18 protein-coding genes and 4 pseudogenes are annotated in these 22,792 nt (G+C 58.0%); 7 read left to right on the forward strand and 15 right to left on the reverse strand.

Annotated elements, in window-relative coordinates:
- Window positions 1-110: 110 nt before the first annotated feature.
- Window positions 111-395, reverse strand: a complete 285-nt coding sequence (locus tag AC0L2D_RS31275; protein WP_473543996.1) for a cold-shock protein — start codon at window positions 393-395, stop codon at window positions 111-113.
- A gap of 1,367 nt (window positions 396-1,762) precedes the next feature.
- Here AC0L2D_RS31275 and AC0L2D_RS31280 point away from each other — a divergent pair.
- The 3 genes from AC0L2D_RS31280 to AC0L2D_RS31290 all read left to right on the forward strand — a co-directional run bounded on the left by AC0L2D_RS31280 (window position 1,763) and on the right by AC0L2D_RS31290 (window position 4,140).
- Window positions 1,763-2,281 (forward strand): hypothetical protein, encoded by a 519-nt coding sequence (locus AC0L2D_RS31280; RefSeq protein WP_473543998.1) that lies wholly within the window; start codon window positions 1,763-1,765, stop codon window positions 2,279-2,281.
- A gap of 84 nt (window positions 2,282-2,365) precedes the next feature.
- Window positions 2,366-2,623 carry an ABC transporter substrate-binding protein gene (locus AC0L2D_RS31285; RefSeq protein ID WP_473543999.1) on the forward strand — a complete coding sequence of 86 codons (258 nt, stop codon included), beginning with the start codon at window positions 2,366-2,368 and terminating at the stop codon, window positions 2,621-2,623.
- 371 nt (window positions 2,624-2,994) lie between these two features.
- Window positions 2,995-4,140, forward strand: a complete 1,146-nt coding sequence (locus AC0L2D_RS31290) for a serine hydrolase domain-containing protein (RefSeq protein WP_473544000.1) — start codon at window positions 2,995-2,997, stop codon at window positions 4,138-4,140.
- A 47-nt stretch (window positions 4,141-4,187) separates the two neighbouring features.
- On the opposite strand, the gene AC0L2D_RS31295 is transcribed toward AC0L2D_RS31290, so the two are convergent.
- From AC0L2D_RS31295 to AC0L2D_RS31345, 11 genes and pseudogenes are all read right to left on the reverse strand, one after another.
- Complete coding sequence (locus tag AC0L2D_RS31295) at window positions 4,188-5,006, reverse strand: group II intron maturase-specific domain-containing protein (protein WP_473544001.1); 819 nt, start codon at window positions 5,004-5,006, stop codon at window positions 4,188-4,190.
- A gap of 515 nt (window positions 5,007-5,521) precedes the next feature.
- A pseudogene (locus tag AC0L2D_RS31300) lies at window positions 5,522-5,669 on the reverse strand (IS481 family transposase); the annotation flags it as partial.
- Window positions 5,670-6,421: 752 nt separating this feature from the next.
- The gene (locus AC0L2D_RS31305; RefSeq protein ID WP_473544003.1) at window positions 6,422-6,829 is read right to left on the reverse strand and encodes an amidase family protein; all 408 of its coding nucleotides are present in this window, start codon (window positions 6,827-6,829) and stop codon (window positions 6,422-6,424) included.
- Between the two features lie 232 nt (window positions 6,830-7,061).
- A complete protein-coding gene (locus tag AC0L2D_RS31310; RefSeq protein ID WP_473544005.1) occupies window positions 7,062-8,249 on the reverse strand; it encodes a glycine C-acetyltransferase in 1,188 nt (395 codons plus the stop codon).
- A gap of 340 nt (window positions 8,250-8,589) precedes the next feature.
- A complete protein-coding gene (locus AC0L2D_RS31315) occupies window positions 8,590-10,005 on the reverse strand; it encodes an aminotransferase family protein (RefSeq protein WP_473544007.1) in 1,416 nt (471 codons plus the stop codon).
- Between the two features lie 220 nt (window positions 10,006-10,225).
- Window positions 10,226-11,362 carry a serine hydrolase domain-containing protein gene (locus AC0L2D_RS31320; protein ID WP_473544009.1) on the reverse strand — a complete coding sequence of 379 codons (1,137 nt, stop codon included), beginning with the start codon at window positions 11,360-11,362 and terminating at the stop codon, window positions 10,226-10,228.
- Window positions 11,363-12,847: 1,485 nt separating this feature from the next.
- Window positions 12,848-13,885, reverse strand: a complete 1,038-nt coding sequence (locus tag AC0L2D_RS31325) for an ABC transporter ATP-binding protein (protein WP_473544011.1) — start codon at window positions 13,883-13,885, stop codon at window positions 12,848-12,850.
- Window positions 13,882-14,901: an ABC transporter ATP-binding protein gene (locus AC0L2D_RS31330; protein ID WP_473544013.1), complete on the reverse strand. Its 1,020-nt coding sequence runs from the start codon at window positions 14,899-14,901 to the stop codon at window positions 13,882-13,884. Before AC0L2D_RS31330 ends, AC0L2D_RS31325 begins: the two co-directional genes overlap by 4 nt.
- Entirely contained in the window at window positions 14,898-15,788 is an 891-nt protein-coding gene (locus tag AC0L2D_RS31335; protein WP_473544015.1) for an ABC transporter permease, read from the reverse strand. The genes AC0L2D_RS31330 and AC0L2D_RS31335 overlap by 4 nt, the downstream gene beginning before the upstream one ends.
- A 1-nt stretch (window position 15,789) precedes the next feature.
- A complete protein-coding gene (locus AC0L2D_RS31340; RefSeq protein WP_473544017.1) occupies window positions 15,790-16,728 on the reverse strand; it encodes an ABC transporter permease in 939 nt (312 codons plus the stop codon).
- A gap of 23 nt (window positions 16,729-16,751) precedes the next feature.
- Window positions 16,752-18,335: an ABC transporter substrate-binding protein gene (locus AC0L2D_RS31345; RefSeq protein WP_473544019.1), complete on the reverse strand. Its 1,584-nt coding sequence runs from the start codon at window positions 18,333-18,335 to the stop codon at window positions 16,752-16,754.
- A gap of 786 nt (window positions 18,336-19,121) precedes the next feature.
- Here AC0L2D_RS31345 and AC0L2D_RS31350 point away from each other — a divergent pair.
- A pseudogene (locus tag AC0L2D_RS31350) lies at window positions 19,122-19,409 on the forward strand (transposase); the annotation flags it as partial.
- A 202-nt stretch (window positions 19,410-19,611) separates the two neighbouring features.
- A pseudogene (locus AC0L2D_RS31355) lies at window positions 19,612-20,124 on the forward strand (IS110 family transposase); the annotation flags it as partial.
- Window positions 20,125-20,218: 94 nt separating this feature from the next.
- Here AC0L2D_RS31355 and AC0L2D_RS31360 read toward each other — a convergent pair.
- Window positions 20,219-20,425 carry a class II aldolase/adducin family protein gene (locus AC0L2D_RS31360; protein WP_473544021.1) on the reverse strand — a complete coding sequence of 69 codons (207 nt, stop codon included), beginning with the start codon at window positions 20,423-20,425 and terminating at the stop codon, window positions 20,219-20,221.
- Between the two features lie 331 nt (window positions 20,426-20,756).
- Window positions 20,757-20,936: pseudogene (locus AC0L2D_RS31365) on the reverse strand (NAD-binding protein); the annotation flags it as partial.
- 145 nt (window positions 20,937-21,081) lie between these two features.
- On the opposite strand from AC0L2D_RS31365, the gene AC0L2D_RS31370 reads away from it, so the two are divergent.
- Entirely contained in the window at window positions 21,082-21,324 is a 243-nt protein-coding gene (locus AC0L2D_RS31370) for an SMR family transporter (protein WP_473544023.1), read from the forward strand.
- A 375-nt stretch (window positions 21,325-21,699) separates the two neighbouring features.
- On the opposite strand, the gene AC0L2D_RS31375 is transcribed toward AC0L2D_RS31370, so the two are convergent.
- Entirely contained in the window at window positions 21,700-21,834 is a 135-nt protein-coding gene (locus tag AC0L2D_RS31375; protein WP_473544027.1) for an AMP-binding protein, read from the reverse strand.
- A gap of 557 nt (window positions 21,835-22,391) precedes the next feature.
- Here AC0L2D_RS31375 and AC0L2D_RS31380 point away from each other — a divergent pair.
- Window positions 22,392-22,792: NAD(P)-binding domain-containing protein (locus AC0L2D_RS31380; protein WP_473544025.1), on the forward strand; the 401-nt coding region annotated here is incomplete at its 3' end.

Here is a 22,792-nt window from a genome sequence, read left to right on the forward strand (position 1 = left end):
CGCTACAGCGCTACTAGCGGCGCGCTCGCGAGCGGCTTCGTAACCGCCGAGCTACACCACCTGTGGGACACGACCTATGGCATGATCTGCGCCAGCCTTTACCTGCGCCTTCACGCGACGTTTGGCGCCGGCCGCCGCAGCCTATCGATCAACACCTTTTGTCCCTCCACCATTCCGCTTAGCTTAGGGCGGGCTAGCGCGGAGGCAAAACCAAAGAGGTCCTTTCCGCCTTTTTCAGGAGCAGTGAAGCCATAGCCCTTTTCGGAGTTATACCACTTCACGGTGCCCGCGCTCCCCTGCGCGTATGTCGACCTGCCCGAAGCTTCCGCGATCTCCAGCACTCGAGCAACCTGGCGGCTCTTACGCGTCACTTCCAAGGTGACCTTGAGGCGCATCCCATCGGATACACCGTTGCTTCCGATCGCATCCAGGACCCGGATGTCCAGATAGGGCGTCCGAACCGTCTGGGATTTTTACGAAGCCATACCCCTTGGTCGCGTTGAACCACTTCACTCTGCGGCGACGGGCTCTGCGACGGAAGATGGTGGCCGCCGCAAGAAGCTGGGCACGAAAGCCCCTTCTGGAAAGAGTCTGGCCCGTCCTCATCCTGTGCCGGCGTGGGTTGCGCTGGTCTTTCTATCTGCTCATTTCACCTCGGCTAAATCGAGAAAGGCATCTTGCCTCGACAAGTAAGGTGCTGCGGTTTGCTCATCAATGTCAGCCATCACATGACAGTCACTTCACCCGGGAACTCCGTGCGGAATTCCCTGCGCAACACCAACGCAGGTGTAATCTCGTACCCGGGGCGATGCCGGGCTAAGACAACTGGCTCCCAATCGATCGGGCTGCCCAGCTCCAGATGTCCCGATTTCCGCTGTCCAAGTACATTGAGAGCCACATCAATCTATGCTTGACCGGACTGGCATCCTGGTGTGTTCGCCAGCCGGCGCTGCGATGAATCCTACGTTGCGTAGCACCCTCTTGTTACGCATTTCGGCAGGTGACCATTGGCAATCGAGGCTGGGCGCGACACGCCGCAACGGTGGCTCCAATTCAGGACTGGCCCGCCATTTTTGCGGAGCGATCCGCGCAATCGCCGAGTGTTGCCGCACCTCTTCTGACCGCATCATTTACCACAGTCCTCTTTTCAGTCGGTCGACTCTCCCTGCGGCCGACCGATTGTGAATCCTCTGGAGCACTGTTTTTTGTGTCGATCGTGGCTTGCTCACGTTCTTACCCAGGTTGGCCTTGGCCAATCCGTGAAATATGGGGTCCACAAAATGAGCGCGAGCTCCACTGCTAAACCGTGTACGACGCTCCCATTTGCCTGCAGTCTTTCTCCTCATGCGCGACCTCACGCGGCGGGCTGCCTTCATTCTACCCTCCAATGTTTATGGGTAATGCGACAGGGAGACCAAAAATCTCCGATTGGGGCTAAACTTGGTCGACACCTACTCGAAGGTTCCTTCGCCAAGCTCAATGACCGCAAGACGCCGATCACCGCGGCCGATCTCCTGAACAACCGGGGGATCTCCTCTTAAATCCATGGCCTACTTGGCAGTGGAGGACGTGGCCCATCCTACAGGCTGTTGCGACAGCGCTGGGCAGGATCATTATCGATGGCGCCGTCACACGACCGGTCCTCATCATCGACGAACCGCCGGCTGCAACCAAAGCCAGTTCTATCGATGACCTCGACTTTGCCGCTCCCTCCGAAGCGCAACAACCGCTGCCCTTCGCCGATCTGCGCGCAATCTGGCGGATGAGTGCCGTCACCCTCAATAAGCGCGCCGGTCGCATCGAAAGATCCGACATGGTTATCGTCTGCCGGAATGACCTCTCCACCCGCTTGCCAAGCTTCTGGATTGGCGGTCGAGCGAAATGCAATGATGCATCGAGAAAGCCGATGCCATCCCCAAATTATAATCGTTTGTTAAATGTCAGAATTGTCATAATTTCTATTTCTAGGAACGTCCTCAGCCAGCGATACAAGCTGATCTTTGCCGGCCTTTCAAACGTGTGGGTTTGCGATCTAGCTGAAGTAAAAAAGCCGCCCGCTGCGAAGGGGAACCGCTCAACTGAAAAGGGAGAAGAGATTTTGAATAGTATCGTAGGCTGTGTGAGCCGCCGGAACCTTCTCAAGACCGGCGCAGCGTTCGGGGGGATCATAGCCGCGGGCATGCCGCTTGGCCAAGTCATCTGGGCGGCCGAAGGCAAGGTACTCAAGGCGCGCGCCTTCCGTGAGCTCCTCACGCTGGATCCGGGCTTCTACGGCGGGTAGCCGATGTCGGCGTGATGAACTGCATCTATTCGAAGCTCAAGCATTACAAGCCGTGTTGGCCATATCTTTTCCGAGGAAGCGGTGATGAAGGCAACCGATGGCGGCAGTAATTTCGGCATGAAGCAGCCCGCTTTCTCGGACCCCTATGTGATCGCCGAGTGGAAGCCAAATGAGCATCTCGTTCTTACCCGCAATCCCGATTGGTCGTGGTCGAAGCCAGGTTTTGACCAAATCCACATCGTTCCGATTGCCGACGAAAAGGCTGCTGAGCGGGTTTACCAGGCTGGCGATATTGATTTTCACTCGCGTGAGGCTGGATTCGCTCGCGACGTTCGAGAGTGATCCGCCTGCCGAGACCACGTCCGAGCAACATCCCTCGCTCTATTACCACTGGATCGGCATGAAAATGGATCATCCAAAGCTGAAGGGCATCAATGTCCGCAAGGCGATCTAGTGGGCGATCAATGTGCCTCAGTTCTTGGATGCTGCATATTCGGGGCAGGTCGAGGTGGCGACCGGGCATCATTCCTAAGGGCATTCTAGGGCACCGCGACAAGGCGCTCATCCCAACGGAAGGCGACCTTGCGAAGGCAAAGGCGTTCCTGGAAACCGGGGTCCGCCACGCTATTGGCTTGTATGGCAAGCTAAAGTAAAGGCAGCCACTCGCCTGTGCTTTATAAAAGTGTGACAACAGTCTTGAAGGGAGCCACTACATGACTATAGCTTCAGTCCCCAACCCTGACCTTGCCGTAGCTGACGACAACAAGCCACGCTGGAACAACCCTGACTTCCGCCGCCACGGCTTCCACAATTTTCACAGGATCGTACGCTGGAGCCTCTCCTTCCGAGCCCCCTCCTTCCTGCCCTTGGTGAAGGACGTTGACTGGAGAATTGGCCAGCGGCCCGAGGTCGCGCAGTTCCTCGCCATGCCACACTTCTCCGCCTTCGTCGTGGTGCGGGGCGATCGTATCCTTTACGAGGCCTATGCGCCGGACTTCGGACCCAAGACGCAGCATCCAATGATGTCTGTTACAAAAACGACGCTCAACCTGATGCTTGGCCGCTGCGTCGCCGAGGGCGTCGTCGATCTTGACCGTCGGGTAAGAGACTACCTGCCAGAGATCGGGATGGGCTATGCGGATGCCTCCGTGCGTGACGTTGCCGACATGAACGTCGTCAACGACTTCTTCGAGGGTGGCAGCTATCTCTACACGACGCCTTATGCCACGACTTGGGATGACATGGAGCGTGACATAGGATGGCGGCTGCCGCCGGAAGGCGAGAAGGAGGGGACAACTCGCTCCTTTCTCTGTGGGATCGCTAGCAACGATCTGGTGAACCGCACCGACCACGTGCACTATAAGACGACCAACAGCGAAGTCATAGGTTGGATCATCGAACGCGCCAGCGGCCGAGCGCTGCGGGATTGGCTGATCGAGATTGTCGAGGCGGCAGGCATTGAAGGAGGCTTTCATATCACCTGTGACCGCGAGGGCGTGCCGTCGGTCGGTGGCTGCGCCGGCCTCTCCGCGCGCGATCTAGCACGCTATGCCCTGCTCTTTGCACGCAAGGGTGAGGGTGTCGACGGACGCCATGTGGGCGATGCCGCCTTCATAGAAGAGACTCGCCGCAATCCTGGCCCGGCCATGCCGAACGGCTGGATACGATATAGCCGGCAGACTATGACCGACGGCTTCTGGATTGGCCATAGCGGCTATGGGGGCCAGTTCATGCTCGCGAACCCGGAGACTGGCAGCGCCGTCGTCTATCTCGGCGTGCTGGAGAACAAGGACGCCTACGATCCCGAGTTTTCGAGCGCCCTAGTAAAGATGATGGCCAAACTCGCTGCAGAAACATGAGCTTGGTCGTCACTCGACTCGGGTTTGTGGCCTGGCTGCATTGTTGGTCATCTGCCAAGCGGCCCTTGCTGCCTTGCTGTTGGGCCTCCTAGACTAGCACTACTTTGGCAATCTGTAGTCCTAGGAGCATTTCGAGGATTCCCAAGAGCGGTTTGCGTGATTGATCGGGATGGGGGGCCTCGCGACGCCCCCCCCTCCCACACCCACAGGGCATACGGTCCGTTCCACGGCAGTTCGATCAGATTAAGCTTGGGCAGAGGCATGAAATCGAGGGAGGCCGAGAGGCTCGAAGTAATGGTTGCGCATGGTCTGTTGGACCGCCGGGTGTCCTGACATGCGACAGAATCCCGTCGGCGAACCGGCGGCAGCCGCAGCACTGAACTTTGGCACGCCACGATGGCGCAGTTCCTTGAAGCGGTTGTGCCAGTTCCCCCATTGCCGCCAAAGATAAATGCGTAGTCTTCGGCGGATCCACGCTCCCAAGTTCCCAGCACCCGTGAGGTCTGGCAGAAGCCGAAGTAACGGCGCCATCGTAGGAGGTATGGCTTCAGATCTTTGATCAACTGCGGCAGACTGATCCCCCGTGTGCGGCGTAACATGTCCAGGATCAGCGTCTTGAATTTGTCGAGGGCCTTCGGCGCGATGCGCCGCTCGCTCCCGTCATTCGAGATGCTGAACCCTAGGAACCTCCGCTCCTTCCGTGGCGGCACCGCGCTCTTCGCCTCGTTGAACTTCAGCAACAGCTTCTTGGTCAGCACCCGGCTGATGGGAGCCACGACCCGTTCGCCGACATGGCGGCTGCGAACATAGATGTTGCAGTCGTCCGCGTAGCGGCAAAAGCGGAGACCACGCCGAACCAGTTCCATAGAGGGTCGAGCAGGAGGTGACCGATCGAGAAGGGACCCCGTTTGCGACGAGTGCCCGCAACTCTCGACGCTGGCAGTCCACAACGGGCAGTATCGCTGCTTGCCGCCCTTGCCATGGATTTTGACGCTGGGGGCGTTCAAGTCCACGGGGCGGTGATGGCGCGTGAGGAAAACTACAGCGCGACGCCGTCAATGGCTCGAGGGTAACGACGGTCGTGCGAATTGACATCCGGTTTGGGCAGGAGAGAACGACATCAGGGATGCAGATCCGGTCAAGCCAGGTATCGGGAGAACCTGAGTGAGTCAACGCGCGTCGCAGCGCGGCAGCTTGATGAGGACCGGATCCACCGACACCATCATGGCCAGCGACCTGAGCCGCACAAAAACGCCGAACACATGAATAAACTGACCGGTTCAGTATGGCCGTTGTCAGTATCTTCTTGCTCAACTGGGGCCGTCCACACATGAATAATAGCCAAGCCCCAGACGGAACCCATAGCCAGACGATTTACGGGCTTTAAGAAGGGGATTCCCCGGTCATTCAGGAGATCGGCTGCGGCCATCGGCGTCTTTGCCGTCATAAAGCTTGCCGAAGGCGACCTTCGCGTAGGTGTCGACAAAGGTCTGCTGATAGATTCGGCCCACCCCCTTCATGTTGCCGACGCTGGGAACGCCAAGACTGAGAAGGGGGTCCATGCCCTGTGGGTCGGTCAAAACCCCCGGGTATGGTCACTAACTCCTCCACCTGACGATCACCGGCAGCGCTGCTGAACAGCGGTAGCCGGCAAGGCAGGACGTCTATTTCGCCCCCTTTCATACCGGAAGGGGGACCGGGAGTTGAACGTCTTCAAGGCACACCAAGCACAGCGGGATGGTGCAGAGGCAAATTCCCCAGGCAAGTGACCACCGGGACTTGGTCGATCAATTTGGCTTTCCGTCCAGCTATCAGAGCGTCAGGCGGTTTGTGGACGTTGCGACACAGCGATCCAGAGCAGTTTGATCGTCTTGAATTCCTTCCCGTCGAGGAAGCTCAGGTCGACTTGGCGAGGGCGCGCTGACGATCGCTGCGCCGGCGGTGCAGGACTACATCAAGGCCCATAAGCACAAGCTGCCCAACGAATGGCCCGGCCCGCCCCGCGGCATCCGCGGCGGTGGGGGTGCAGTGAACGCTCGGGGCCTGCAGGCGGGGCCGGGCCAGATGCTCGGCCCGGCGCAAATAAGCCGTGCCCGTCGGCCTGGGTCGCATGCCTTAGCTTATCCGCCCTACCTAACGCACGGGGTTCAGCCACAGTCGGCATAGTCGGGGTCACAACTACATCGAAAGAATGTAGCGCTTCGCCTACTTGCATCCTCATCATTCCGCAGAATTGGATGGTGTAAGCTTAAGAGCCCGCGGCCTGAATTTCGTGAGGGGTTCAGACCGACGACGCCACAAGACGATGCGGGTATACGCGAGCCACCCCCGTCGTCGCTGCTTGCGATCGAGACGATCCCGCAGCGACAGCGGCCGCGGAGCCCGCCGTAGAGCCGCCGGTCCTTCGGTCAAGATTCCACGGGTTGCGGGTGACCACGCAAAACACAGACTCGCTACTCCCGATCCCCAGTTCGGGCGTGGTGGTGCGACCCATGACACGCGGTCCTGCCGCGCGCGCTGAATGAAGAAGCTGCCGACAGTCGGAAGATAGCCGACGAAGAGCCGGCTTCCGAACTCCTGAAGCCGGCCGGCCTCGTAAGGCCCATATTCCTTTGCGCAGGAAAGGCACTCCGGCAAATGGCCCTCTGTCTGAACCAGGCAGCTCAGCGTCGCCATATAACTCGACCACGGCGTTGATAGCAGGTTCAAGCGGTCGTGAGCCTCACGCGACAATTAGACAAGGTCGATGGCGCTGATCTCGCGGCTGTTTACCATTTGAGCGAGCCCGATGGCGTCGTGGGTGGCATATTCACGCAGTTTCACGCATTATTCCCCTTGTCATCAGTAATTCACCTTAGAACTTTGCCGGCCGCAACTTCTTCGCGGGCATCAGCAAAGGGCGCTCCACTCATGGTTGGGCATCAGATGACGCCCAATTCCCGGCCCACCTCCGTGAAGGCCTCGACCGCACGATCAACATCCGCACTCGAATGTGCGGCGGAGATTTGCGTGCGGATGCGCGCTTGGCCTTTCGGCACCACAGGGAAGGAGAATCCGATCACATAGATGCCGCGCCGGAGCATCTTCTCAGCCATCTGCTGCGCGAGGCTGGCGTCGCCCAGTATCACAGGAATGATTGGATGGTCCGCGCCTGCCAGTGTGAAGCCTGCCTTCGACATCTGCGAGCGAAAGCGGTCGGCATTGGCGTGGAGTCTTTCGCGCAGCACATCACCTTGTTCGATCAAATCGAAAGCCTTCAGCGTCGCCCCTGCGATGGCGGGCATCAGCGTATTGGAGAACAGGTAAGGCCGCGAGCGCTGTCGAAGCCAGTCAATGACCTCGCGCTTGCCTGACGTATAGCCGCCCGACGCGCCTCCAAGCGCCTTACCGAGCGTGCCAGTGACGATGTCGATGCGGCCCTCGACGCCGCAGTGCTCCGCCGAGCCGCGCCCGTGCCTACCGACAAAGCCGACCGCGTGGCTGTCGTCGACCATGACCATGGCGCCGTATTTCTCGGCCAAATCGCAAACGCCTCCAAGATTGGCAATGATCCCGTCCATCGAAAACACGCCGTCGGTCGCGACCAACTTGAACCGGCTGCCTTCGGCCCTCTTCAATTCCTCTTCCAGCGCGGCCAGGTCGTTGTTGCCATAGCGGAAGCGCCTGGCCTTTGACAGCCGTACGCCGTCGATAATGGAGGCGTGGTTGAGCGCATCGGAAATGATAGCGTCTTCCTCGCTGAACAGCGTCTCGAACAGACCGGAATTGGCGTCAAAACAGGATGAATAGAGGACCGTGTCTTCCATCTTGAGAAATGAGGAGATCCGCGCCTCGAGCTGCTTGTGCTCTTCCTGAGTGCCGCAAATGAAGCGGACCGACGCCATGCCGTATCCATAGCGGTCCAGCGAAGCCCGTGCTGCGTCCCGCAAATCTTGATGGTTGGCCAGACCCAGGTAGTTGTTGGCGCAGAAATTAAGGACCTTGCTGCCATCCCCGAGTTCGATCTCGGAAGACTGCGTCGAAGTGATGACGCGCTCTGATTTGTAGAGCCCAGCGGACTTCAACTCAGTAAGTTCCGCCCACAAATAGGCAATAAAAGCATTGTTCATCGGGCAACTCCGCAGGCATGAAGTAAGCCCTGCACAATCACATGTCCCGTGAGGATTGAACGCTCATCATCAGTGATAACATCTGCCGATTCGCTCAGCGCGAGCCAAGAGACTAGAATTGCACCTGCTCGACTTTCGGTGATGACGGCTAGTCGAAGCGTCGCGAAACCGCTCTCCCAGTCCGCTATCGCACACATTGTTCGATCACGGTAGATGACACCCGTCGACATTACGGATCGGTGCGCTTTTGCCAGCAAAGGTTCATGAGCCGTCTAGGGATGGATCCAACCCGCCCTTAGCAATGCGATGGTCTCATCAAATCACTTCCTGCTCGAAGCATTTAGCTGTTCAGCTCAAGCGACGACCACTTTGGAGAACCGCCAGCCCCGCATCCAGCTTCAAATCTTTGTCGGACACCCTCTAGCATACGCTCCACTCGCTGCCCGATCTGATCACAGTCGGCTCGCGTGACGGTCAAGGGCGGTGCGACGATAAACCAGTCTCCATATTTTCCTCCGGACGTACGCCTCGAGTAGACTATGAGACCTTCCTTCAACGCCTCGGTCCGAGCGACTTCAGCCACATTAAATTCGTACGGAAATTGCACTTTCGAGTCCTTGTCTTGTACCAATTCAACCGCATATAGCAGCCCAATTCCGCGCACATCGCCTACAATGGGTGAGGTGTTCATGAGCTGCCGCAATATTCGTCCAAGATGCTGACCAGCTTGCGCGGCGTTGGTGATTAGATCGTGGTCTTCATATTCGTCCAGGACCGCCAGCGCGGCGGCGCACGAAATCGGATTAGCGCCGTACGTGTGTGAAAAGTTAAAACCGGTGAGCTTTGCCAATTCATCAACAGGCCCCGCCGGGAGAAGCACTGCACCTAAGGGACTGTAACCTGCGGCAATTCCCTTTGCCATGACAATGACATCCGGAATGCAGCCGCTCAGATGGTGCGATGCGAGAAACTTACCGGTTCGGCCGGCGCCGCACAAAATTTCATCGAATACGAGAAACACGCCGTATCGGTCACACAACTCACGGATGCCTTGAAAATAAACAGATGGCGGCACGAGACATCCGGTTGCCACACCGCCCACTGGTTCCACCACGTAAGCGAGGACATTTTCTGGGCCTAGATTTACGATAGTATTCTCAAGCGCCGCTACGCTTTGCTCAGCGATTTCTTCAGGCGACAGTCCTGGTTCTCCTCGATAGATCATTGGAGCTGGCACTTTCGCGCCTGTAACTGCGAAGCCAGATAGAAAAGGTGCTAAGGATTCATCGCCTGAAATCGCGAGCGTGCCAATGGAGGCGCCATGATACGAAGGCATGTTGGAGATCAAAATGCGCTTGTTGGACAAGCCTTTTGCAACCGCGTATTGCCGGAGGAACTTCAGCGCAAGGTCCATAGCCTCGCTTCCCCCTGACGCGAGACATATCCGTTCGAATGCCCCCCCCGCTAGACTGCAAAGCCGTCCTGTTAGCGCGGCGTTGCCGGCATGACGCGCAACGCGCGGATAAGCATAATCAAGCGTCATGGCCTGCTGATACATCGCCTGCGCAACACGCCGATTAGCATGTCCGATATTGGAAGCGATAGGACCCGACGATCCGTCGATGTAGGCCTTCCCATGCTCATCGACCATCCAGATCCCTTCCGCTTTGACCATAAGCGGAACGGGATCAGACCCATCTCGACTAAAAAAGGCATCCTGAAACATTCCAGAGCTTGCCGCAAAATTAGTGACCAACGAACATCTCCAAGCGATACTCTGCGTCCGTACGGTAAATCGAAGAGCTACTCCTCAGCGGTCAAGATCTGAGGAATAGCGTTCGCAGATACGGACTATCCACTGAAGCATATGCCACCTGAGATAAGGGTTTGCGCCAAAAGGGGCCGCCGGCTGAAACGGTCAACGTATACAGAGGTCTGGTTTGAAATGTCACAATGCTGAAGCGGACACGACCAACTCATCGTTCTGCAGCTAGCTCGGCCATCATCTTCACCAGGGGATCACTGATTTCGGGATCGGTGGCACTCTTATTCTCGAGCACGCCGAAGTAGACGACGACTGTGCCGGTGTCAGGGTTCGCGAGCATAAACTGGCCGCCGTAGCCGCCGTGGCCCAAAAAGGTGCCGTCGGTGTTCACCTGGCGGCTATAGTACGTCCAGTCACGCGTTTTCGAATAGACAGGGCCGGGATTGCGGCGTGTCTCGTCGATAAAATCGGGATCACTGACATGGTGACCGTCGACACCCTCGCCCTTGCGCGCGAACAGCAGCCCGTAGCGCGCGAGGTCGCGGGCGGTGAGGCAGGCGCCTCCGCTGACCGGCGGCACACCCTCGCGGTCGCAGGTGATATGGAAGCATCCCTCCAGACCTGCAGCCTCGACGATCTCGATCAGCCAGTCTCGCAGAGACCGACCGCTGACGCGCTCGATGATCCAGCCAAGGACATCGCTGTTAGGTGACTTATACAGCATCTCTCCGGTGCGATTTGTGAGATCCCCGCCCGTGATACCGCACATGAAGGAGCGGGTAGTGCCTTCATTCTGACCAATTGGCGGCAGGCGCCAGCCGATGGCGGACTCCATGTCGAAGGCCGAAGTGTAGGGGTCGCTCATGTCCTCGCTGAAGTCGTTTGCGACGTTCATGTCGGCGACCGCCTTGACGGTCGCCTCGGCGTAGCCCGAACCGATCTCCGGCAGATAGGTGCCTACTCGCGCGTCGAGATCGACGAGGCCGTCAGTCACTGCGCGACCGAGCATCAGGTTGATCATTGTCTTGGTGATAGACATGATGGGATGCGGCTTCTCGGGTCCGAAGTCCGGCGAGTAGGTCTCGTAGAGGATGCGCTCGTCGCGGACCACGACGAAGGCCGAAAAATGTCGCATGGCGAGATAGCGTGCGACCTCGGGCCGTTCGCCGATGGTCCAGTCGACCTCCTTCCTGAGTGGCAAGACGCGGGGGGCGCGTATCGAAAAGGCATAGCGCATCTTGGTGTGGAGATTATGGAAGCCGCAGCGGCGGTAGTCGGGCACATTCCACCGCGGCTTGTTGTCGAACAGGATGGCGAGGTCGGGATTGGCGATCGACGAGAGCGTCATGCGGCGGCCCTACAGATGGGTTCGTTCGTGAGAATACTGGAGCGCAGCGTGGGTGTGTTTCGGCATCGCTGACTGGTTCCTCAAATATGACGCATTGGAGAGGCATGTTTACGCCAAAATATATTGGGTTTTGGAATGCCGGCAGCTTAAAACGTTATCGTTTGAAATGTCGTCAGCCGGTTGGAGAACGCGCTGGCGTAATAGTTGCGGATACCTCGCTGGCCGAACGCACTGGGGTTGCCGCCGGCATTGGTGCCATCGAGACTTGGTCAGGCATTACGTCATACGCCTCACTGCGGCGAGGCGGATGAAAAAAAAGCATCTCGCGCATCGGTATTCGTTTGAGCGCGAGTGATAATCTGCACCCGCAATCAACCGGGTCGACGGCTTGATGCGTCGTAGCAGCGTGGCCGCCGCTGCCCGTCAGCTGCTGGAATTGAGAGCTACGCGTCTGAAAAATTCCAGTTGTTAGGAGGTACTTTCGCAGTGCCCGGCAGCATGACGGCGAGTGCGGCGCTGGTCTCCTTGAGAAGTGGCACCATTCCGATCACGCTTGCCCTTTGGTGCGCCGGACAAAAACCTCGCAGTCCGCTAGTCGACATCCTGGAGCTGAATGGCGCGTAACCGTTGCGAATGCCTGTGGCGGCGAGCAGCAGCATGACGGCTCGATCGTGGATGTCGACCGGCTAGTTGCGCCGATCGCATCGATCGCCTGCCGACCGCCGGCGCAGGGGATCCCGCGTCCGTCAGAGGGGCAAAATATTATGTGGCGGAGAATCCCAGATTTGACAGACGCCGACTGGCGTCAGGACGGCTCCGTTACAAAATCTCACCCGATGCATAACGGTTAGGTGGGTGCGCCAGCTAACCGTTCAGCGGTGCGCTTTACACGCGACATTCTGCATACAGTCTTCGGAGCATGACGGTTGCATATCCCCTTTTTTGACGAACGCTTCAGGTCGCACCGTTCCGACGCGGCAAGGATTTGAACTGCATCGGGGGTTTAGTCGTAAGGTGCCCAATTGGATGTTTGACGATAGTTACAGTGCCCGGCATGGCTCTTGGGCCACCGCAGGGGTGCGTGTCGTCGCGCGATTGCGCTGCAGGTCCTCGAGGCTGTCTCTGATCGGACTGTTGAAGCAGCGATACTGGTGTCCGACCAGGTTGAGTGCTCGAGAAGAGAGAGCATCGCCTCCCATCGGTATGATTTTAATCTTAACGCGTCCGGATGCTACATCGATCCCGATCACGAGGTTGACGTGACCGTCTGGGCGCCGCCACGTGACTTTGACAGGATCAGAAGCTGGATCGTATGCCACCAGATCATTTTCCCGAGCGACCTAGATATAAACTAATTTAAGGCGCTAATACTTTGCGAATTCTCACGACAATTTCCAGGGCGCCTATTTCCAAAACCAAAGGATTCTCATATTGGCCCTTGGATCAGATTAATGGCGCTTCCTTGATTAATCCTGCCCGTAATCGTCACTTGGGTTCGACTGACACGGGGAATGGTGCTTCTAAAACTGGGACGATTTCGCGCTCCAGCGGGAAATGGCATTTGAAGCTGTGACGTGAGTCCTCCCGCCCTGCGGTAGGTTCGGGGATGACGCGGCTACAGATGTCCTGCGCATAGCGACAGCGCGTGTGAAACTCGCAGCCGGACGGCCGCCTTAACAAACTCGGCACCTCACCCTTGAGCTCGATTCTATTGAGCACCGCATCTGGGTCAGGCTCAGGATTGGCCGCGAGCAGCGCCTCGGTGTAGGGATGACGCGGGTGCTCAAAGATACGTTCAGTGGAGCCGACCTCAATAAAACGACCGAGATACATAATCGCCATGCGATCAGTCATGTGGCGCACTACGTTAAGGTTATGCGTGATGATTAGGATCGCCATGCCGAGTTCGTCCTGAATCCGCGCGAGAAGATTGAGCACCTCGCCCTGCACGGAAACGTCGAGGCCTGCGGTCGGCTCATCGGCAATGATCAAGTCCGGATTCAGCGCGAGAGCACGCGCGATACCCACCCGCCTGGCCTGACCTCCGGAAAGCTGATGGGGATAGCGGCGACCAAAATCCGCCGGCAAGCCGACCACCCGAAGCAGGCGCTCAGCTTCGCTTCCGGCCTCACGATCCTTCACACCATGGATGCGAAAGGGCTCTGTCAGGAGCGATCGCACCGTCAGCCTTGGCGAGAGCGAGCCGACGGGATCCTGGAAAATCATCGCCATGCGCCGCAAGTAGGGCTTGCGTTCGGCTCCGGTGAGCTCCTCAATTTCACGTCCGTCGAAGCTGATGCTGCCGCTCACAGCCCGCTGCAAGCCGATTATCGTGCGCGCGATGGTCGATTTGCCTGAGCCGCTTTCGCCGACAAGGGCGAGTGTCTCGCCCTTTCGGATTTCAAACGTGACACCGCATACTGCGTCGATGAAAGGGGCCTTCGTGCCGGTTGCCAGCGCCTTCAGCGGACCCATGGTGCGGAAGCGGACCCGTAGGTCCTGAACGCGTAGCAGCGCGCTCATGCCGAAAGCAGCCTTTCTTTGTCGAGCAGATGGCATCGGGCGACTTGGTCCACGCCGATGCGATATTCTACCGGGTTCTCTTGGGCACAGCGGTTGGACTTATGTCGGCAACGTGTGCAAAATACGCATCCCTTCCTGCTGCTAAGGAGACTCGGCACCTCGCCCGGAATGGTCGGCAAAGTGCGCGTGCTTCTCTTGATCCGCCCGGGATCGCACTCAAGTAGCGCGCGCGTGTAGGGGTGAGCAGGATTGTGGAAGATGTCCCGAATGGCGCCCTGCTCCACTACTTCGCCCGCATACATGACGGCGACCCGGTCGCACAATTCAGCCACCGCACCGAGGTGGTGGGAGACGAACAGGATTGAGCAGCCGATCTCCTTTTGCAGATCCTTGAGCAAATGAATGATCTGCACTTCCAAGGTCGCATCAAGCGCGGTGGTAGGCTCGTCGGCAACAAGGAGCGCTGGTCTCACAAGAAGCGCCATGGCAATGCAAACGCGCTGACGCATACCGCCAGAGAAATGATGCGGATAGGTGCCGATACGGCTTTGGGGATCGGGAATTCCGACCCGGTGAAGCATTGCCAGGGCACGAGTGCGCTTTTCGCTCCGGCTTCCTTGTTCGTGATGTTGGACGTCGATCATCTGGCTCTCGATGGTCCGCACCGGATTGAGTGCGGTCATCGGATCCTGAAAGATCATGGAGAGACGATAGCCAAGCAGGCTGCGACGCGCCTGAACGGGCATTTTCAGTAGCTCTTTACCTTCGAACAGGATGCTGCCGGCTGTCACATCTGCATTTTCTGGAAGTAGGCCCATCACCGTATAGGCGAGCGTCGATTTTCCAGATCCGCTTTCCCCGACGATGCCAACCACCTGTCCGGCTGGCACATCGAGCGAAACGTTTCGCAGCGCATGAACACGGCCGCGTGGCGTCCCGAAATCGAGATTCAGGCCACGGATCTCGAGAAGCGGGCGACTGGAACAGGGCAGCGGTAACGGATTGTCGTGTCTCATAGGTCTTTCCGCAACTTGGGATCAAATATGTCGCGCAGCGCCTCACCCAGGAACGTGAAGCCGAGCGTTGCGAAGACGATAGGAATGCCGCCGGCGATGACCAGCCAAGGAGTCTGGTTGATGTAGCTATAGCCATCATTGAGGATAGCTCCCCAATCAGGCGTCGGTGGTCGCACTCCCATGCCTAGGAAGCTGAGGCCTGCCTCAACCGCAATTACAGCCGGCACATCCATGCTAACGAGAATGAGAAGCGGACCGATGACATTGGGCAGGACGTGAACAGCGAGAATACGTGTTGTTCCGGCTCCCATGCTGACCTCCGCAGCGACGTACTCGCTGCTGCGTAGCGCCTCTGTCTGCGTGCGCACGACACGCGCGTAAATGGGCATAGACGTTATTGCGATGACTAAAATGACGGTCGCCAGACTTGGACCCAGAAGCGCGATAATGGCCAAAGCAAAGATGATACCGGGAAAGGAGCGAATGGTATCGAAGATGAGTAGGAGCAAATTGTCCAGCCAACGCGGCCCAAAGCCTGCAACGAGACCAAGCACGACGCCGACCGCCAGTGCACTGCCGAGGGAGGCGAACGCGACAAGGAGCGGGATGCGGCCGCCCATCATGACGCGCGAGAACGAGTCGCGGCCCAGTTGGTCCGTCCCCAGCAGAAAATCCCGTGAAGGTGCCGCCAGACGCGGCCCTACCATGATCCGGATCGGATCATGCGTCATCATCAGCGGAGCGAAAATCGCAGCTGCTGCTATGAGTATGACAAGCACAGCTCCGAGCACGCCCAGGCGGTTTTTGCGAAATTGCTGCAGAAAGGCGTGAAAGGCGCCGGTAGCCCTCTCATGGGGCTCGGGACGGATGGCTTCAACGCTTGGCATGTCAGAGCTTTTCCCGGGTTCGCGGATCGAGGAATGCAATTACCAAATCGGAGAGTGTCGTGGCGGCAACGATAACGAACGTGGTGACGAGCACGACGCCCATCACAATCGGATAGTTGCGGGTATTGACCGCATTCACGATCAATGCGCCGATACCAGGTCTGGCAAAGACCACTTCGATGAAAACCGCGGACGAAAGCAGCCAGGCGATCCCCACCCCGAGTATCGTCACGGTTGGCAGGATCGCCAGTGGTAGCGCGTAGCGCGCAACGATGCGCCATTCGGAGATCCCGAAGGAGCGGGCCGTGCGCACATGGTTTTCCCCTAGGATCTCGAGCATGGATGCGCGTACCAGTCGTGATATGTAGCCAACCCATCCGATGCCTATAGCAAAGCTTGGGAGGATGAGATGGACAAGTCCATCCCAGTAGCCATTGCCAGCTCCGATCGCCGGCAACCAGCGCAGATTCACCGCAAAAATCAGCAGCGCATAAACGGCCATGACGAAGGAGGGAATTGCGATCGTCGCGACCGTCAGGACTCCCGCCACCTGGTCGACGAAGGAGTTTCGCCGCACTGCGGAGTAGCAGCCGAGCGGCATGGCTATGACGACCGCCCATAAGATGGAGACCAAAATCAGTTCGATCGTAAAAGGCAATTGCTCCAACACAATGTCGGCAACAGGCCTACGGCTGAATACGTCGAAGCCGAGATCGCCGTGGAGAAGCCCGCCGAAGAACGTGATGATCTGCACACCAAGCGACTTGTCGAGCCCCATCTGCTCGTGGAGCAACGCTCTCATTTCAGGCGTCGAGCGCGGGCCGAGCAAAATCGCGGCGGGATCGCCAGGGATGGCACGAATCATAAGGAACATAAGCGTCATCGCAATCGCAATGATTGCGATCGCGAGAGCTATCCGTTTGAGGAAATAGAGCCACATTTTCTTGATCAGACCACCCCACTTTAAACCGGCTTGAAATCAAGGTACAGCGCAACTCCGTCTGGGCGGGTTGCTGCTTGTATTTGCGTGGTGCGAGACATGACCGGTGCTCCTCCATGGGTCAAAAACCGGTAGGCGCCGGAGTCCTCCATGAGGTCCTGCATCTCGAAATAGAGCTGTGCCCGCGCCTTCGGGTCACTGATGGCGAGCGCCTTGGCGTTCAGTTCATCAAAGCGCTTGCTGCGGAAGCGCTCCCAGTTCCACACGCCGACTTGTTCGCTCACGAAATAAGAGGTGGCTGCAGACGGATCCGGCAGCATGGTGTACCCATTGATAATAAGCTGCATATCCTTCCAGCGGTCGCCATCCGCTTCTGAGCCAATTGTCCAAAACGAGCCGGAATCCTGGACCTTGACGTCAACCGTAATGCCAATCTGGGACAATTGCGCCTGTATAACTTGGGCGATTGTCGATTGAGTGCTGTCGTTCAGGCAATCGAGGGTCAAGGTGAGATCGCTCACACCGGCCTTTTCCAAGAACTCCTTGGCCTTTGCGAGATCACCTTCCGGGGGAACAAGCGCCTTGTCGCGATGCCCGACAAGACCGGGAGCAATCAGTCCCGTAGCGACGGTCGCCTGGCCCGCATAGGCGGCATCGAGGACCTGCGGCACATTGATGGCCCATTGGACCGCCTTGCGGACGTTGATATCCTTAAGCTTCGGGTGATCCAGGTTCATGCCGAGCCAGGCATAAGAGAGGGAGGCATGTTCCTCGACCTTGGCGTCCGCTGGCGGGTTGGACTTTAAAGTCGCAAGCGAATCCAATCCGATCGTAGTAAAATCGATGTCGCCCGCGTGATACGCACGCTCCGCAGCCTTTTCGTCGGCAATCGGAACGATGTGGATTTCGTCAAAACCTGGCTTCGACCACGACCAATCGGGATTGCGGGTAAGAACGAGATGCTCATTCGGCTTCCACTCGGCGATCACATAGGGACCCGAGAAAGCGGGCTGCTTCATGCCGAAATTACTGCCGTCACCGGTTGCCTTCATCACCGCTTCCTCGGAAACGATATGGCCAACACCATAGGGAAGACTGATTAGCCAAACTGGCACGAATGGCGTCTTGAATACTATCACCCCTGTATAGTCATCTTCTATCTCTACATGGTCGAGCGGACCCCAATCGGGCTTGACCGGCGAATTGTGCTTGATCACGCGCTCGAAAGAGAACTTGACATCCCTAGTGGTCAGTTCACCGTAGCCGCCGGTGAATTTGATGCCTTTCTTCAACGTGAAGCGGATATGGGTGGGATCGACTTGGTCGATCCTTTCTGCCGCCTCCAGATCGGAGGCCCATTCTGAGCCCGGCTTGTAATGCGTGAGCTTCGAATAGATGCAGTTCATCACGTCGACATCGGCTACCCCGCCGTAGAAGCCAGGATCGAGCGTGAGGAGCTCACGGAAGGCGCGCGCCTTTAGTACCTTGCCTTCGGCCGCCCAGATGGCTTGGCCAAGCGGCATGCCCGCGGCTATGATTCCCCCCCCGAACGCTGCGCCGGTCTTGAGAAGGTTCCGGCGGCTCACACTGCCTACGATACTATTCATGATCTGTTCCCCTTTTCAGTTGAGCGGTTTCTTTCGGAGCGGGTCCGCCATTAGAGTGAGGTCGCAACGGCGTTGTTGTGCTTCAATGTTAAGGTTTTTTGAAACAGGGCTGTCAAAATTCGTTCCTGATTGCTCCAAATGCGTCGGGGGCCACGGCGGCGACGTGATAGCCGCATGCCATTATCCGCTTCGAATTCCAGAGTGACCTGGGCGATTGCCACCTCCAACCAGCATTCCTCTCGCCCAGCGTCGGGCCTGCTTCGTGATCCGCGCGGCTGCAACGCCGTGCCGCCTGCGTAAGCAGATCGGGGAGCGGATCACGAAGCAGGGTGTCTACCGCAATTAAGCCTCGGATCAACCGGTCATCGCATCCAAATCGTGCGATGACATGGGAGATAAACGACCAGACGCGGTGGGGCACGTCTAAATCACTGCGCGGGTGTTAACGCGTTCGAGACGGGGACCCTTTCCAGCATCACCTCCGCAAAGCTCACCGTCCTGCGGGGTTGGAATTCGGAACACGGGAAATCGGTCCTCAGCCCGGCGCGGACCTGGGTTCGCCGCGGGAGATAAAAGACATCTAGATGATGTGCTGCCTTGCTTCCTAAGTCAGCCCCACCTCACGTGTTTCAGTTTTGAATCAGACGATCAATGGCGGTCAAGTTCGCTAGCCAGTGGCGTTCCCTAATAGTTTCGCCTCGCAGCGATACCGACGTGCTGTCCTCCGTGAGGCTGTTAGGCCTCAAGGTTCTTGCCTGGGCACGCCGTACGGTTCGGCTCGCTCTAATGGGAAGGAAGAGCCTGTTGGCCTGCTGCTGGCTTCGTGGACGCCGAGATAAAGGTGTTCGACGCCGCGAGTTCAAGCTTGAGGCGGCGAGACTGATCAGGATCGGAGCGTCGCGGTGGCCCAGGCTGCCCGCGGCCTCGTGTTGGAACGTGCTACGCAAATGGGTGCGCCACCTTTCGGCCGATCCGCAGCACGCCTTTCCCGGCGAGAAGAAGCCGGAGCAGCTCGAGATCGACCGGCTGCGCAAGGAAGTGGCCAAGTTGAAGGCGGAGCGCGACATTCTAGAAACTGACACGGGCCGGTGCGCGCCTGCGCGCGGTATAACAGCTCAGGCTATCGTCGTGCCCGGAGGGTAGCGGCCGTCAGCTTATTGGAGGCACAGTCCCCGTTAAAAAACGTGGTCCGTGGGTGCATGACGGCCTTGAGAGTGGTGACCACGTCTGCGGCATAGCCCAGATCTCCTGCCGACAGTCGTATGGACGTTTTGCGATGCCCAGAAGGACGACCGGCGACCGCCCGGAATTGAAGCCGATTAACATTGGTGCGGCCGCCCTGGATCAAAAATGCACATGGCCGCGGTCAACCCGACCTGCACTGACACGCCAGGGCGATCGTTTGGCACATTCACGCACGACCTGCATGATCTGGCGGGCTGGGATAAAGCGTGCGGCGTGACCAGTGTCGCGATGGAATCCACCCGAGGATCCGCCCTATGCGATTCTTGAGCAGCATGGGTTCGAGGTCATTCTGGTCAATGCGAGTTACGCCAAGAATGCCTGGCCGCAAAACAGATGTAAGCGATGCCGCGTGGCTCCGCCGCTTCATTCCTACGGATTGTTACGCGGGAGTTTCCGTCCTGATGCCGAGATCGCAACCTTGCGCGCCTATCTGCGTCAGCAGGAGCGGCTAGTGGAAAATACGCAGCCGCCCATATCCAGCACATGCAGAAGGATGAACCTGCAACTTCACTACGTGGTCTCCGACATACCTAGCGCGACCGGATGCGGATCATCTCAACAAACGGTCGTTCGATGTCAGGACTGCACTATAGGGCGTCCTTGGCGTTGATCTGACCGACATCCATGGGTTGGGTCCGTCACTCGCATTGGAGCTCGTTGGCGAGTGCGGGACACTCCATCCCATGCTGTAGCGCCGTGATGGCGAGGCCTGCCGGCGCGTGGCTATGGGCCAATAGCTTCATGTCGTGATGGGTGTTATGGATTGCCGAGAGGATGCCGAACCCTGCGGTGTTGACGTCCGGTGGGCCGTAAAGGACCTTTCCCTGCTCTTCGACCTTGATCATGTTCGACCGCCGTCACCTCATTATAAATCAACCGTTCAGAAGGAACTGGTGATCAGTGCCGGGAACCCGCAAGTAATGTGGTTCCAGATCAGGTCGCCGTATCCGTATATATTGGCCAGGCGATACAAAGCCGCAAGGTCAACCCGAGCTTACCACTCTTCCTGGGAAATGTTGGCATGGCCGCCCTGGACGCTGAAGTCCTCGGCTTTCGGCTCTTTAACCATCGGTGGTCCTTTCACTCGCGATATTGTCAGTTGGAACGGAGGAATGTGCCGCTCTGCTCTTCCAGAAGCTTCACGGCGATCCCAGATGGTTCTGATCGAAACCGTATTTATCGACGGCTTTTTTTGTAGATCGCCTCAACCCGTTCGCTCATGGGCAACGTGGCGCCGACGGGCCCTGCCAGCTCCAGGGTCAGCGCCAAATCTTTATGCGCAAGGCTGTGCGCAAAGCCAGGATCGTAGCTTCCGTCAAGAATAGCTGGGCCGTAGCGGGCCGCGACGTAGCTCGCCCCGGTGCTGCCTTAAACGATTCTAAGCATCGTCGCCGCAGGAACCGCGCCCATCACTCCCAGCATCAGGGCTTCACTCATTGCGACCGAGTTTAGGTACCATAGCACCACTTGCGAAATCTTTGCCACAAAGCCGAATGCGCTCATGAACCCACTTTTCGCGGCTTATCGAGCGTTGGCCCTGGCATCGTCTCCGAAGTCATCGGCTCATCGCTGCTGTCGAGGGACGGAGCAATTCACAAAACTTGGGCCGACCGCTGCAGCGATCACCAGCTTCAATATCGCGCTATTCTTTCTTTCCCATGCGCTCAAGCTCATCCTCCTCGGTGTAACCTACGCCAACCGGTGCGGTGTTGGCATGATGCTTACGGCTACGCTGGCATGCTAGTCTATCGGTCGTCGCTCAACCTCGCTGCTGTACTGGGAATTATCCTTATTGTTTGCGTGGTGATGAACGTTTTCTCAAGAATATCCCCCGCTGATCGCGGCTCTCGGCTCAAACTGGATGCAAGCGGCCGCGGCAGATAGAGATCGGCTGCTTGCTGAAGAGGCCTCCGGCCGGCAGAGGGCAGCGCGCTGAAAGTAGGCTAAACAACGCGATGCCCTCAAGAAGCCCTTGAAGTGGTCTCCACCGGCTACATTGCCGCTCTAACGGCACGGTTTCGCGCTCTACGGGGGAACTGCGAGACGGTTGCTCGTGACAACCATTTCAACACATGCCTCCTTAAGTATCCGCCGTAGCACAACCATGGGCTGCGCTTGGTCAAAGTACGACGTAGGCGGCCCCTGTCTTAAGAATACCGAACAGCGCGACGAGGTATTCAGGTGAAGTATTCATTAGAATACCCACGCGCGAAGCTCGGCTCTGACCATGCCCGAGGAGGTGTCCCGATCGAATCTCGCAGGTCGCCGAACTCGCGGTATGTCAAGGCCCCAAACTCTCAGACGACGGCAGGGGCCTCCGGATGGAGGGCCGCCTGATGGCGGATGATGATGCGGCCTGCGCGGATCGTCATCTGCTCTGTCTCGCCGATCATTTGCCAAGGCACCGAGTAGCTGTTGGTACTCGGCTTGGACCCGACCAGATCGCGCAACTGCCCAAATGGCGCGCGACTGCCGAACGGACTTAGCGCCGGCGCCTAGCCGCGAAGCGCACCGCGGGCGGCTCGCCAGTGGGTGCCATTAATACGCTGGTTAGTCGGCGATCTTGCGATCTTCAGTTCGCGCCGTCAGCGAACGACACGCCCTCTCAATATCACGCAGGCTGAGTACGATGCCGTGGTTCGCCCGCAAGCTCCTGCCGGATGACGTCGGCGTTGCCACCATGCCTGAGAACCGCTCACGCAGCCACCGATCCAGTTCGTCCAGCGCCGATCGCCATGCCGGCTGCCGGAAAGCGCGCCGGACCCGCCCTGACAAAGGTATGTCGCGCCGCTTTGCGCGCGCTCCGAACTCATGCTCCAACCGCTTTGGCAATCCAGCCAAGCCAGTGCAGCCGTATCGTGCAATATAGACGTGAAATGCAGTAAAATTCGAAATATTACTTTACATAGGTTTAACATATATCGCCTTGATGCCGGCGGAAATAGGGTATTTATTCTCTTGGCCAGTGAGAGAAATTCACATCCAAGCATCAGACATGAATTTACGTGTGAAAGTAAGTTCGTTGTAGAGACTGGAGGAGGCACCGTGCGCTCAACTCATTTCCGCAACGCCGAACGAGTCGGATTCATTGGTACCGGCAGCATGGGAAGACCGATGATCGCCAAGCTCCTGCAAGCCGGCTATCTGGTGAACGTCTACGATATCGATCCCGCAGCCGCGGAAGACGTGGTCGAAAAAGGAGCCCGGTGGCA

This window comes from Mesorhizobium sp. WSM4833, assembly GCF_055811095.1.

Coding starts and splice junctions, on each gene's coding strand:
- AC0L2D_RS31275 (WP_473543996.1), bottom strand. CDS start 395: ATGCGCCTCAAGGTCACCTTGGAAGTGACGCGTAAGAGCCGCCAGGTT.
- AC0L2D_RS31280 (WP_473543998.1), top strand. CDS start 1,763: ATGAGTGCCGTCACCCTCAATAAGCGCGCCGGTCGCATCGAAAGATCC.
- AC0L2D_RS31285 (WP_473543999.1), top strand. CDS start 2,366: ATGAAGGCAACCGATGGCGGCAGTAATTTCGGCATGAAGCAGCCCGCT.
- AC0L2D_RS31290 (WP_473544000.1), top strand. CDS start 2,995: ATGACTATAGCTTCAGTCCCCAACCCTGACCTTGCCGTAGCTGACGAC.
- AC0L2D_RS31295 (WP_473544001.1), bottom strand. CDS start 5,006: ATGGAACTGGTTCGGCGTGGTCTCCGCTTTTGCCGCTACGCGGACGAC.
- AC0L2D_RS31310 (WP_473544005.1), bottom strand. CDS start 8,249: ATGAACAATGCTTTTATTGCCTATTTGTGGGCGGAACTTACTGAGTTG.
- AC0L2D_RS31320 (WP_473544009.1), bottom strand. CDS start 11,362: ATGACGCTCTCGTCGATCGCCAATCCCGACCTCGCCATCCTGTTCGAC.
- AC0L2D_RS31325 (WP_473544011.1), bottom strand. CDS start 13,885: ATGAGCGCGCTGCTACGCGTTCAGGACCTACGGGTCCGCTTCCGCACC.
- AC0L2D_RS31330 (WP_473544013.1), bottom strand. CDS start 14,901: ATGAGACACGACAATCCGTTACCGCTGCCCTGTTCCAGTCGCCCGCTT.
- AC0L2D_RS31335 (WP_473544015.1), bottom strand. CDS start 15,788: ATGCCAAGCGTTGAAGCCATCCGTCCCGAGCCCCATGAGAGGGCTACC.
- AC0L2D_RS31340 (WP_473544017.1), bottom strand. CDS start 16,728: ATGTGGCTCTATTTCCTCAAACGGATAGCTCTCGCGATCGCAATCATT.
- AC0L2D_RS31345 (WP_473544019.1), bottom strand. CDS start 18,335: ATGAATAGTATCGTAGGCAGTGTGAGCCGCCGGAACCTTCTCAAGACC.
- AC0L2D_RS31360 (WP_473544021.1), bottom strand. CDS start 20,425: ATGATCAAGGTCGAAGAGCAGGGAAAGGTCCTTTACGGCCCACCGGAC.
- AC0L2D_RS31370 (WP_473544023.1), top strand. CDS start 21,082: ATGAACCCACTTTTCGCGGCTTATCGAGCGTTGGCCCTGGCATCGTCT.